Raw genomic sequence first — 12,904 nt, 5'->3', positions numbered from 1 at the left:
ACTCAAATACACTTAGATTCAGAGTAAAATTCACGGTCAGCAGCTGCTTCCTGCGCCAGGAAATGATCTAGATCACCAATACGCTTATCAATCCAGCCAAGAATTGTAGCCAGTGCTTCCGGTGATGCGTTTTCAAGACTCTGAAAGCATGCAAACACATAGGACGCGTCACGGTCAGCCTGAGCGAGCTTGGCTTTTATCCGTATCAAAGCCTGATCACCAGGCTTAATTTGTAATGTTCTTAGCTGATTATCTACTACTGCCAGCCCCATTTTTAATAGACAGTGGGCGCTGAAGCCCTCTGGAACAAATTGCAGCGGTGAACGAAAACGAAAACTGATATTGGTCTTCAAGATTTCTGGATATCGCTCGCAATAGTCACGCCACACTGATTTTCGCCAAGGATGTGGATTATGCTCTAACTGAAACACATTCTGCATGTAACCAAACATTCTTGCACTATTTTCCTGAACACCGATAAATCGCACCCTAGAATTAGAAGTATTTTTTTCTCCTACACCAAAACATCTTTTAAACCAATTGACTATTTTTTTTATCAATCGTCGCTCTGTTTGAACCTTCCATGAGCCACGCAGCACCACCTTTTCATCTCGATAAAATGCACTAGGAGACAATGAGCGAATTAAACAAAAATCATCATTCAAAAATATAAAGCGCTCTGATAAACCCGGGATTCGCCAAAGCAAACTCGCAATGGACATACTACTGAATGACGGAAGGCAATCTTCATACCCAGAAAAAATTATCCGGTGATCTATTACTTTCACACGCGACTCGTATTTTGTGCCAGCAAGTTTTTTAATAAAACCGGGAGCCTGATTATCACTCACCACAAATATAGTGCCAATCCAAGGTGCAAATTTAAGTAAGGATACAACACAATATTCAATTTCATTAAGACTATGAAAACGTGCCGTACTCGCAGCCCTAGGACGTTGCCCACCAATACTCAAAATATACTTCTCAAGCTTTTCTTTATGAGCAGGATCAGCACCATCCACCCAAGTTATCACCGCATCTATAGGAGAATGTTGTATTACTGAATCGGTCATAAGCAACCCAAGACTATTGAGGAAGTTGTATGTGATTATTCTAACCTATCAGATGTTCGACTAGGCCATACCAGCGCCAGAATGTATAATCGCCAGCCTGTTTTTACGCCTATTGATCAGCCGCGCAGCGGCATCCGCAAGAGTCTGTTATTGCTATGGAAAAAACCTACGAACCCCATGCTATCGAACGCCAGTGGTACCAAACCTGGGAAGAAAAAGGCTATTTTAAGCCTGCTGGAGACGGAACTCCCTACTGCATGATGATTCCGCCACCGAATGTCACTGGTAGCCTGCACATGGGGCACGGGTTTAACAATGCGGTGATGGACACGATGATTCGCTATCGCCGCATGAAAGGCGACGATACTTTGTGGCAAGTGGGTACCGACCACGCAGGCATTGCGACCCAAATGGTGGTTGAGCGTCAATTGGCGGCGCAAGGTGTAAGCCGCCACGATCTCGGCCGCGAAAAATTCCTCGAAAAAGTCTGGGAATGGAAAGAGCAATCCGGCGGTACTATCACCCGCCAAATTCGCCGTTTGGGCTCATCCGTCGATTGGAGCCGCGAGCGCTTTACCATGGATGACGGTTTATCAACTGCGGTACAGGAAGCCTTTGTGCGCTTGTTTGATGACGGCCTGATTTATCGCGGCAAACGCCTGGTGAATTGGGACCCCAAATTGCACACCGCGATTTCTGACCTGGAAGTGGAAAACCACGATGAAAAAGGCTCACTGTGGAATCTGCGCTATCCATTAGCGGATGGCGCCACCACCGCTGACGGCAAAAATTATTTGGTCGTTGCAACCACTCGCCCTGAAACCATGCTGGGCGATAGTGCCGTGGCGGTTCACCCTGAAGATGAGCGCTACAAATCGCTGATCGGTAAATTTGTTCTGCTGCCATTGGTTAATCGTTTGATTCCAATTGTGGCAGATGATTACGTTGATCGCGAGTTTGGTACTGGCTGCGTGAAAATTACTCCCGCACACGATTTCAACGACTATGAAGTAGGCAAGCGTCACAATTTGCCTTTGATTAATGTGCTCGATAAAAACGCCGCGATTTTAGGTGTTGCACAAATTTTTAATTTGGATGGAAGCCTCAATACCCAACTCGACGGCACCCTGCCCGCTCAATACGCTGGACTTGATCGCTACGAAGCGCGCAAGCAAATTGTCGCTGCATTTGAAGCAGCTGAATTGCTGGAAAAAATTGACGACCATGGATTGAAAGTACCGCGCGGTGATCGCTCAGGCGTGGTAATCGAACCATGGCTAACTGACCAATGGTATGTAAGCACCAAACCATTAGCAGAACCGGCAATCGCCGCCGTTGAAGACGGCCGCATCCAATTCGTACCGAAGCAATATGAGAATATGTACTTTTCCTGGATGCGCGACATTCAGGATTGGTGTATCAGCCGTCAATTGTGGTGGGGTCACCGTATTCCTGCATGGTATGACGCAAGCGGCAAAGTGTATGTTGGTCGAAATGAAGCGGAAGTACGCAGCAAATATAATCTTGGTGCAGATGTAAAACTGAATCAGGATGAAGATGTACTGGATACTTGGTTCAGCTCCGGTTTGTGGACCTTCTCAACACTCGGCTGGCCAGAGCAAACAGAATTCCTGAAAAAATTCCATCCGACCGATTTGTTGGTGACCGGTTTCGATATTATTTTCTTCTGGGTTGCACGCATGATTATGCTGACCATGCATTTGGTGAAGCATGAAGATGGCACGCCGCAAATTCCGTTCAAAACCGTATACGTACATGGTTTGGTGCGCGATGGCCAAGGCCAGAAAATGTCGAAGTCCAAGGGTAACGTGCTCGACCCACTCGATATTATCGACGGTATTGATTTGGAAACACTGGTACAAAAACGCACAACCGGTTTAATGAATCCAAAAGATGCCGGCAAAATCGAAAAGCAAACCCGCAAAGAATTTCCGGAAGGAATCCAGGCTTACGGAACAGATGCATTGCGCTTCACGTTCTGCTCGCTTGCATCAACTGGCCGCGATATTAAATTCGATATGGGCCGCGTAGAGGGCTATCGCAACTTCTGCAACAAAATCTGGAATGCCATGCGTTTCACATTGATGCAATGTGAAAATCACGACTGCGGGCAGGATGGGTCAAGTGATTATGAATTGTCGCTGGGCGATCGCTGGATTATTAGTAAATTACAAATCGCAGAAAAAATAGTAGCGGAAAATCTGGATAACTATCGACTGGATTTAGCCTCACAAGCAATTTATTCGTTTGTGTGGGACGAATACTGCAGTTGGTATCTGGAAGCGACCAAAGCGGTTTTGTTTAATGCCGATGCAACGGCAGCACAAAAGAAAGGAACCCGTCGAACACTGGTGCGTGTGCTCGAAACCATTTTGCGTTTGGTACATCCACTGATGCCATTTATCACTGAAGAAATTTGGCAAATTATCAAACCGCTCTCGGGTGCAGCGGGCGAAACAATCATGCATGCACCCTATCCGCAAGCGGATGACAGCAAAATCGATCAACAGGCACTAAACGATGTTGAATGGCTGCAATCGGTAGTTGCAGGTGTGCGCAATATTCGCGGCGAGATGAACATCTCTCCCGCTAAAGATTTACCGGTGCTATTTAAAAATGGGACCAGTGAAGATAAGCAACGCTTGAACAACAACCAGCAATTCCTGAAGAAATTAGCATCATTGGAAAGCGTTACCTGGCTAAACACCGGTGAGACCGAACCTATGTCTGCCACAGCCTTGGTTGGCCAAATGGAAATTTTAGTCCCTATGGCCGGACTGATTGATAAAGATGCCGAGATCGCTCGTCTCACTAAAGAGAGCAATAAATTAATTCAGGATATTGAGCGCACTGAAGCAAAACTTGGCAATGCCGCGTTTGTTGAAAAAGCACCTGCTGAAGTTGTTGCCAACGAGCGCAATCGTGTTGCGGAAAATAAAATTGCAGTGGAAAAGTTGCGCGAACAGATTCAAAAAATCAGCGCACTGTAACTATTAATTATTTGCGATTTATGAAAAGCCGATGCATAAACATCGGCTTTTTTATTGGAAGGTTTTTGTGTTAACGCTGATTGCGCTGCGCTCAGCCATAGCGCTCGACCTGGGCGGCCTTACCCAACCTACAAAATAACTTTTTAATCCCAGAAAAATAAAAAGCCCAATCTTTCGATTGAGCTTTTTAATTGAATTCAATGGCGGAGAAGGGGGGAGTCGAACCCCCGATACCCTTTTGAGGTATGCTCCCTTAGCAGGGGAGTGCCTTCGGCCACTCGGCCACTTCTCCACGTCTGCTGAAGCGGGATAAGCTCCGTCTCAGCAGGTGCGGCATAATACCATAATTCTCTAAAATTCAAAGTCTTGAAGACAAATTTACAGAACAAAATGACGATTATTTTGAGTATGAATAATTAACATTCAATTAGAGAAATATTTAAAAATTTAACCCCTATAAACGCCTACGCGGCGGATGATTTCTCATACCGCCGCGTAGTTGAAAAGCGCCGAACAACAAAACAATTAAGTAAAAACTTAGCTGTCTTGCTCTTCCTGATTTTGCTTTTCGCGCTGAATACGCTGATAAATTTCTTCGCGATGCACAGCAATATCTTTAGGAGCGTTGACACCAATACGAACCTGGTTGCCTTTGACACCTAACACGGTAACGGTAACCTCGTCACCCACCATCAAGGTTTCGCCAATACGGCGAGTTAAAATTAACATCTTTAATCTCCTTCACTCATCCTGTAAGAGTACGACTTAGACACCCCTTGCCACCATCGACCCCCGAATACCCCCTGTCGCGTCCTGACAACCGAATGCCTGGATTTAAGTATCGTCTACTTTTTGCGAAAGGGAAGAAACCCCCAACATTTTTCTGTCTATTTTTTAAGTAAACAGTAATGCGACTCAAACACCTTAACTAAACCGCCTTTTATTAGAAGGCCTAGCCCCTCACTCGGCCTTCTGACGGTTCGGCATCCAAACCAAAAGCGGTGTGCAGACTGCGCACAGCCAACTCCAAGTAACGCTCATCGATGATCACCGAAATTTTAATTTCTGATGTGGTGATCATTTGAATGTTGATACGATCTTCTGCAAGAGCAGTAAACATGCGCGATGCAACACCTGCATGAGAGCGCATACCAACACCCACGATAGATACTTTAGCTACCTTATCATCACTACGCACTTCGCGTGCACCAATTTCTTTGGCAACCGCTTCCAGTACAGCAACGGCTTTGCTCATATCATTTTTGTGCACAGTAAACGTCAGGTCAGTAGTACCATCTGCTGACACGTTCTGAACAATAACATCTACCTCAATATTAGCGGCACCAATAGGCGCGAGAATTTTTGCTGCCACGCCAGGAGTATCAGGTACACCAGCAACGGTTACTTTGGCTTCATCACGGTTAAATGCAATACCGGAAACAATAGGTTGTTCCATAGTTGAGTCTTCCTCATCGAGGGTAATAAGGGTTCCAGGGCCTTCTTTGAAACTGTGCAGAACACGCAGAGGCACCTTGTATTTGCCGGCAAATTCAACTGAGCGAATCTGCAGAACTTTGGAACCCTGGCTGGCCATTTCCAACATTTCTTCAAAGGTAATCTTTTCCAGACGACGGGCACGCTCGCATACACGTGGATCAGTGGTATATACGCCGTCTACATCGGTGTAGATCTGGCATTCATCCGCCCTCAGTGCAGCAGCAAGCGCAACACCGGTAGTATCTGAACCGCCGCGACCAAGCGTGGTGATATTGCCTTGCTCATCCACACCCTGAAAACCGGCAACAACGACCACACGACCTGCTTTAAGATCGGCACGCATATTCTCTTCATCGATAGACTGGATACGCGCTTTGGTGTGGGCATTATCCGTTAGGATACGGACTTGGCCGCCGGTGTAAGAGCGCGCATCTACGCCACGCTTTTTTAGTGCCATACACAAGAGTGCAATAGTCACCTGTTCGCCGGTAGACACCAATACATCCAATTCACGAGGATCGGGGGTATCCTGAATTTGTTGCGCCAAGCCGATCAGGCGATTGGTTTCCCCGCTCATAGCTGAGAGTACCACAACCATTTCATGACCTTGGGCATGAAAACCTGCCACCTTATCGGCAACCTGCTCTATACGCTCAATCGAACCAACTGAGGTACCACCATACTTCTGAACTAATAAGCTCATTACACAGCCTATCCTTTATCAATTGAAAGCTAATTTACACCGGGTACAAATACACCATCTGACCATATTCATTGGCAAGACGAACCAAAGATGGCTCTTCATTTGTTGAGTACCTTGTACGATAAAAAAATGCTTCTCCAGAATCGAGACGCAACGTCACTGAAACATCATCCAAGAATAAAGCGCTATCCGCTTGCCCCTCTGCCCGGACAGGCTCTTTTCTCAGATAAACACGCTGATCAAACTGCGCACCATCTGAGACCTCCAATGGGTAGGCACTTAAACTATTACTACCATTGCCTTGAGAATCCCATGCTGGTGGATAATCACCACCAGTCGCACTAAAACCAAACTTGTAAGTATGGCCACTAACAAAACTCATACCCGTCTGCTGATAGCGGAGCGGAAACTCCCGACCACCATAATGCTTGGTAACTACACCGACATAAACAGGGTCGGCAGTGGTGGCAGAGGCACCATTTACAACAACGTAAACTTCGATAGATTGAATTAGCGGCATGGCATTTTCCTTTTGATTAAAGAACGCTGAAACAACACTTATTGTCGACTGCATTCACTTGCACATGATTTGTGCACTAAAGTGAGCAAACATATCACTCACCGTTAAATTCCTGCTTAATCTCAACTCAACACATCACTCACTACTTACATGATTGCCTAAACCGAAAAAATCAGCCCACAGCAATCGACAACTTCTACTACCCGCTGTTGACACTAGTACTAAATACTTAGGGTAAGCCCCTAAATCATCTGGCAACCAGATCACAAAAAGGCGCCAATTAAACACCAGATTGCGACAAAAGTTAACTCAAATGGATGATTAAAAGCGGATTAATCACACTTCCTTCATCTTTCTGTACAGCTATTGACCGAGTTGGGTTTTTACCCAAGGCACTACTGAAGCCAAAGCAGCATCCAGCCCTGCGACATTGGTACCACCGCCTTGCGCCATATCCGGACGGCCGCCGCCTTTGCCACCCAGTTGTGCTGCAACAAAACCCATCAAATCCCCAGCTTTCACTTTGCTAGTTACATCCTGGGTAACACCTGCAATGAGCGCCACTTTATCGTCTTCAACGGTGGCCAATAGCACTACCGCCGAGCCAAGTTTGTTTTTGAATTGATCTGCCGTCTCACGCAAGGATTTGGCATCTGCACCCTCAAGATTCAAGGCCAGTACTCTAACACCTGCGATATCCACAGCCTGTGACAACACATCACCACTCCCAGCAGTGGCCAGTTTGGTCTTCAGGACAGCGAGATCTTTTTCCAACTTACGATTGTGCGCAACCAGCGCATCCAGTTTTTCTATCAATGTGTCGCGATTGGCTTTTAAGCTGCGACCAGCGGTATCCACCAGCGCTTCAACCTGATCAAACAACGCCAGAGCTTTTGCACCAGTAATAGCCTCAATACGACGCACACCGGCAGCAACACCAGATTCAGAGGTAATACGGAACAAGCCTATATCACCAGTGCGATTAACGTGAGTACCGCCGCAAAGTTCGACAGAGAAGCCATCACCCATGGTCAGTACACGCACAGTATCGCCATATTTTTCGCCAAACAGCGCCATCGCACCTTTGGCTTTGGCTGCATCCATATTACACAGCTCGGTGGCAACCGCCGAGTTGGCGCGAATCTGGTCATTGACCAACAATTCAATGGCTTTTAACTGCTCGGCAGTCAATGCCTCAAAATGAGAAAAATCGAAACGCAGGCGCTCGGAATCTACCAACGAGCCCTTTTGAGTCACATGTTCACCCAGAATTTTACGCAGCGCAGCATGCATCAAGTGGGTGGCCGAGTGGTTTAAGGCAGTCGCCTGACGCACATTGGCATCAACCTTGGCGGCAAAACCGTCGCCCACCGATACAGCACCTTGCAGCACACGTACAACATGCACATGCGATGCGCCCTGCTTCTGGCAGTCGCGCACCTCGAGGCGATTACCACCTAACTCCAGATAGCCACAGTCGCCTGCCTGACCACCGGATTCAGCGTAGAAAGGGGTGCGATCAAGCACTACTGCACCATCTTCACCTTCAACCAAACGCTCTACTTTTTTGCCATCCTTAACCAGTGCGAGAACCTTGCCCTGCTCTGCCAAAGAGCTATAACCAAGGAATTCACTGGCGGGCAAATCGAGGCCGGCAGCGTTGTAATCCACTTTGAAACTACCAGCAGCGCGAGCGCGAGCGCGCTGTTCAGCCATAGCGGCTTCATAACCCTCCTGATCAATGGTCAGGCCTCGCTCACGAGCAATATCAGCTGTCAGATCAACCGGAAACCCATAGGTGTCATAGAGGGTAAAAACGATTTTGCCAGGGACTTCAGTCCCGGAGAGTTTGCCCAGAGCATCCTCAAGGACGGCGATGCCTTTATCGAGCGTCTTTTCAAACTGCTCTTCTTCTTGCAGCAGCACTCGCTCGATTTGCGCCTGGTTCTTATGCAACTCGGGGTATGCATCACCCATTACTTCCGCCAGAGCTTTAGCCAACTTGTGGAAAAAAGGTTGCTTTTGGCCGAGTTGGTTGCCATGGCGGATCGCGCGGCGAATGATGCGGCGCAGCACATAGCCGCGGCCTTCATTTGATGGCACAACACCATCGCTGATCAGAAAGGAGCAGGAGCGGATATGGTCAGCAATCACACGCAGGGATTTGTTTTCCATGTCGTGGTTGCCAGTCGCATCAGCGGCAGCTTGCAACAAATGCTGAAACAGGTCGATTTCATAGTTGGAATGCACATGCTGCATTACGGCTGAAATACGCTCCAAGCCCATTCCCGTATCGACGGATGGCGCTGGCAGCGGATGTAAAACACCGTCTGCAGTGCGGTTGAACTGCATGAACACGTTGTTCCAGATTTCTATGTAGCGATCACCATCTTCTTCTGGTGAACCAGGTGGGCCACCCCAGATATCCGCGCCATGATCGTAGAAAATCTCGGTGCAGGGGCCACATGGTCCAGTATCACCCATAGCCCAAAAGTTATCGGATGCGTAAGGAGCACCCTTATTGTCACCAATCCGGATGATGCGTTCTGCAGGTACGCCCACCTCTTTATTCCAAATATCATAGGCTTCATCGTCTGATGCATAGACGGTAACCCAGAGTTTTTCTGCGGGAATATTGAGCCAATCTTTTGCGGTGAGGAATTCCCATGCGTAGCGAATAGCGTCGTGTTTAAAGTAATCGCCAAAACTGAAGTTGCCCAGCATTTCAAAGAAAGTGTGGTGACGTGCGGTATAACCAACATTTTCCAGATCGTTGTGTTTACCGCCAGCGCGCACGCAGCGTTGGGAACTGGTAGCGCGATTGTAGGAGCGCTTGTCACCGCCAAGAAAAACATCTTTGAACTGATTCATGCCCGCGTTAGTAAACAGCAGCGTAGGGTCATTTTCAGGAACCAGCGAACTGCTGGCGACAATGGTGTGACCTTTGCTCTCAAAGTATTTCAAAAAGGCGTTGCGAATTTCAGCGCTCTTCATATTGCATCCACTAAATGTTCGAATTAATGCGATTTGTATAAAAAGATAGGAACTCGCCTAATCAGGCGCGATGCTCTTCTATTTCTTCGGCGCTCAGTTTACGCGCCTCATGCTCCAGCATCACCGGTATGCCGTCGCGAATGGGATAGGCTAAACCACTATCCCAACACACCAACTCTTGCTGCTCAGGGCGATACTCAAGTTCACCCTTGCTCACCGGGCACACCAAAATACTGAGTAATTTTTTATCTATCATGGTCTTAGGTCACGCTTAGGCCAGTTGGGGGCGGTATCTTACACTGCATTTTGCAGCCCTGTCTCTACAGCCATGGGGCTATAGCGGCAATTAAGGAGCTAAATCGCCGGAAAGCGGTGGGATAAGTCCGTTTTGCCAGCGCTTTACCTGCCCCACAACCCGTTTATTCGAGTAAATTTGGGGATGCGATTTGGTAATTTTTTGTTCTTTTTCCCAAGTGGAAACCATCTTCTTTGCCTTCACAAAGGCCTGCTCAAAATCAACTCCGGGTTTGAGCGACTCCTTGAAGTAGGCTTTGCCAAAATAGGTGAACAGGCTGTCATCGGCGCAGCCAAAGGAGGTCTTATCGGCAGCTGCGGCGGTCATAATCAGGCTCTGCTCATCCTTAAGGTCATCAATAAAACCACCGGAAAAACAGGCCGACAACACAACAACGCGATGCTTGATGCCAGTAGCCTTTAGCAGATCACCAAGCCACTTTGCTTCTACATCCGCTAGTGCAAGACCATTGTGGTTGAGTGAGATTTTTTTATCCTTGGAACCATGGCTGGTGATATACAAAAAGAAAATATCCTGCTCCTTATCCATGCGTTCAGCAATACGTGTAATCGCTGCACGGATACTGGTTAATGTCGCCAGCGGACGTTCATTCAACGAGCGCTGGCTATTGGCCAAATAAATCGCCGTTGCGCGGTTGCCATATTGAGCGCTAAATAAATTTTCAATAAATTTACTTTCTCGACGAAATACTTCTTCAGTGCCATATCCAGCCACAACTAAACTGTACAATTCAATTTTTTGAGGATTTGATGTCTGCAGGGAATCCAACGCGAGTTGTAATTCACCGGATTCTTTATAGAGTGCGTGCTCCGCAACTTCTTCAGGGGTAAAAATTTTTACTGTCTCGCCCCCATCGACCAAACGACCATATTCCCAGCGACCGTCAATTCGACTAACACCATCGATAGGTGTTTGGTAAATCAATATGCCTTTGCCGTGTTTGCTACCATAGGAAAATTCGCCTTCGTAGATATCCCCATTACTGGCAATCAATTTTCCTTGCCCATCGTATTTTCCAAATTGAAATTCACCGGTGTATTGTTCGCCCTCTTTTGCGGTATAACTGCCTTTACCTTCCAACTGACCATCCTGATATTCTCCCTCCCAGTGATTGCCCTCGACATCGGTTTGAATTCCCTTGCCATTCAGCCGCCAGTTTTTAAATTCACCGACATAAGTGAAGCCATCATGGCTGGTGTAAGTTCCTGAGCCAGCAAAATTATCACTTTGAAATTCACCGCTGTAGCGATTGCCCCGTCCATCATCGAACACACCTTGACCGTGCATTTTTCCCGCGACAAAATCCCCAGTGTATTTTTCACCCGTTGCGCGCTGCAATTCACCCTTTCCTTGAATTACACCGTCAACCACTTGACCAATATAGAAAGATTTATCGGCGAACGTCCATTTGCCGCTACCATGCATTTTATTTTTTTCAAAATCCCCTTGGTAAACATCTCCACGTGGATATGCGAGCTTGCCCTTACCGTGAAATTGATTCCCGGCAAACTCACCTTCATAGCGACTACCGTCCGGATACGTCAATAAGCCACGCCCTTCCATTCGGCCACGCACATAATCCCCGCTGTAATTACCTGAGTAAGCAGAAACAAATTTACCTTTTCCATGCATGAGCCCCGCTAAAAATTCGCCATCATACTCATCGCCATTCGTCCAGCGCATGCGTCCCTGCCCTTCCAACTGACCTTGAGCGTTAAGATCGCCAACATAGCTCGCACCATCAGCAAAATTGAGCGATGGGGACAAAGCGAAGCGCAAATCGCGAAATGTGCCTTGCACCGCAATCAAGGTAAGAACAACGCCAGTTAAAAAAGCAACCACAATCAGAGCAATAGGCTTCATACACAATCCGTTATGAACGCTGACAAAAAATAATTGAATAACAACAACTGAAAAAAATTATTCGGCAGGCATAGGCTCAACCAACAATTGTGGATCAACGCGCTCTTCAAACCAGTTCATCCGCCAGTCAAGATGCGGGCCAGTAGCTCGACCGGTTTTACCCACTTTCGCAATAAATTGCCCCTGGGTAATCGCATCGCCTTTTTTCACCAGCACTTCACTTAAATGAATAAAAGTCGATGACAAGCCGTGGCCATGATCGATAATTAATGTCCCACCCGAAAAGAACATATCCGGGTGAACGAGCGTCACTACACCACCAGCAGGTGCTTTTACTAAAGTACCTACGGGCTTGGCTATATCAACACCGTAATGCGGTGAGTTGGGTACGCCGTTATAAAATCGCTGGCTGCCGTACACACCCGTTACCGGCCCAATCAGTGGCCATTCGAATTTCTGCGCAAAAAATGTCAGCGGTAAATCGCCTTTACGCGCATCGGCTGCCATTTGCGCTTCGCGTTTGGCTCGCTCAACTTGTGCCGGATCAGGCTCTACCGTTTGTTGCGGAACACCAGTTACTTTTTGAATATTGTAAGTACGCGTTTTCACATCAAATCGATGCTCTTGACGAGTACCAGCACTGTCAATTGTGACCAGAGTTGCCGCTTTCTCTGCATCGCGACCTAATCCAATGACAAACTGACCTGCAGCAGAAATTTGCAATGGTTTGCCGCGATATTCCACCCGGATTCCCTGCAACACCTTGCCAATAATCACACCACCCTGCTGCCACTCACCGGTCAATTCCAGTGCTGCAGACGCCATGCTGGCGAGTATAAATAAGACAAGTGCGACGAACTGTTGTAACTTCACGATTGACTCCAATAGCAATCAGTAAATTTTGGACAAAAAAAACGGCAGACTAGC

General features: G+C 47.3%; 9 protein-coding genes and 1 tRNA gene. 1 reads left to right on the top strand and 9 read right to left on the bottom strand.

Annotation, left to right across the window (positions count from 1 at the left end):
• Positions 1-2: 2 nt before the first annotated feature.
• Positions 3-1,073, bottom strand: coding sequence for a stealth family protein (locus J2X05_RS09510; RefSeq protein ID WP_310071784.1), 1,071 nt, complete (start codon positions 1,071-1,073; stop codon positions 3-5).
• 155 nt (positions 1,074-1,228) lie between these two features.
• Between J2X05_RS09510 and J2X05_RS09505 the strand changes: the two genes are divergently transcribed.
• Complete coding sequence (locus J2X05_RS09505) at positions 1,229-4,084, top strand: valine--tRNA ligase (protein ID WP_310071781.1); 2,856 nt, start codon at positions 1,229-1,231, stop codon at positions 4,082-4,084.
• 201 nt (positions 4,085-4,285) lie between these two features.
• On the opposite strand, the gene J2X05_RS09500 is transcribed toward J2X05_RS09505, so the two are convergent.
• The 8 genes from J2X05_RS09500 to J2X05_RS09465 all read right to left on the bottom strand — a co-directional run bounded on the left by J2X05_RS09500 (position 4,286) and on the right by J2X05_RS09465 (position 12,850).
• Positions 4,286-4,376 (bottom strand) — tRNA-Ser (locus J2X05_RS09500).
• 245 nt (positions 4,377-4,621) lie between these two features.
• On the bottom strand, positions 4,622-4,813 hold the full coding sequence (csrA, locus tag J2X05_RS09495) for a carbon storage regulator CsrA (RefSeq protein ID WP_062060719.1): 192 nt from the start codon (positions 4,811-4,813) through the stop codon (positions 4,622-4,624).
• Positions 4,814-5,036: 223 nt separating this feature from the next.
• Positions 5,037-6,284: an aspartate kinase gene (locus tag J2X05_RS09490; RefSeq protein ID WP_310071776.1), complete on the bottom strand. Its 1,248-nt coding sequence runs from the start codon at positions 6,282-6,284 to the stop codon at positions 5,037-5,039.
• Positions 6,285-6,318: 34 nt separating this feature from the next.
• Positions 6,319-6,858, bottom strand: a complete 540-nt coding sequence (locus J2X05_RS09485; protein ID WP_310071774.1) for a hypothetical protein — start codon at positions 6,856-6,858, stop codon at positions 6,319-6,321.
• Positions 6,859-7,167: 309 nt separating this feature from the next.
• Positions 7,168-9,798: an alanine--tRNA ligase gene (gene alaS / locus J2X05_RS09480; RefSeq protein WP_310071772.1), complete on the bottom strand. Its 2,631-nt coding sequence runs from the start codon at positions 9,796-9,798 to the stop codon at positions 7,168-7,170.
• A gap of 61 nt (positions 9,799-9,859) precedes the next feature.
• Positions 9,860-10,054: a Trm112 family protein gene (locus J2X05_RS09475; protein WP_310071770.1), complete on the bottom strand. Its 195-nt coding sequence runs from the start codon at positions 10,052-10,054 to the stop codon at positions 9,860-9,862.
• 90 nt (positions 10,055-10,144) lie between these two features.
• Positions 10,145-11,977 (bottom strand): C13 family peptidase, encoded by a 1,833-nt coding sequence (locus J2X05_RS09470; protein ID WP_310071768.1) that lies wholly within the window; start codon positions 11,975-11,977, stop codon positions 10,145-10,147.
• Positions 11,978-12,034: 57 nt separating this feature from the next.
• On the bottom strand, positions 12,035-12,850 hold the full coding sequence (locus tag J2X05_RS09465; protein WP_310071766.1) for a M23 family metallopeptidase: 816 nt from the start codon (positions 12,848-12,850) through the stop codon (positions 12,035-12,037).
• Positions 12,851-12,904 lie beyond the last annotated feature (54 nt).

This window comes from Cellvibrio fibrivorans (assembly GCF_031457055.1).
GTDB lineage: Bacteria > Pseudomonadota > Gammaproteobacteria > Pseudomonadales > Cellvibrionaceae > Cellvibrio > Cellvibrio fibrivorans.
This window is presented reverse-complemented; position numbering and strand designations above follow the sequence as displayed.

Excerpts from the sequence above, each read along its gene's own strand:
- J2X05_RS09505 (WP_310071781.1), top strand. The coding sequence starts at position 1,229 with ATGGAAAAAACCTACGAACCCCATGCTATCGAACGCCAGTGGTACCAA.
- J2X05_RS09475 (WP_310071770.1), bottom strand. The coding sequence starts at position 10,054 with ATGATAGATAAAAAATTACTCAGTATTTTGGTGTGCCCGGTGAGCAAG.
- J2X05_RS09470 (WP_310071768.1), bottom strand. The coding sequence starts at position 11,977 with ATGAAGCCTATTGCTCTGATTGTGGTTGCTTTTTTAACTGGCGTTGTT.
- J2X05_RS09490 (WP_310071776.1), bottom strand. The coding sequence starts at position 6,284 with ATGAGCTTATTAGTTCAGAAGTATGGTGGTACCTCAGTTGGTTCGATT.
- csrA (WP_062060719.1), bottom strand. The coding sequence starts at position 4,813 with ATGTTAATTTTAACTCGCCGTATTGGCGAAACCTTGATGGTGGGTGAC.
- alaS (WP_310071772.1), bottom strand. The coding sequence starts at position 9,798 with ATGAAGAGCGCTGAAATTCGCAACGCCTTTTTGAAATACTTTGAGAGC.
- J2X05_RS09510 (WP_310071784.1), bottom strand. The coding sequence starts at position 1,073 with ATGACCGATTCAGTAATACAACATTCTCCTATAGATGCGGTGATAACT.
- J2X05_RS09485 (WP_310071774.1), bottom strand. The coding sequence starts at position 6,858 with ATGCAGTCGACAATAAGTGTTGTTTCAGCGTTCTTTAATCAAAAGGAA.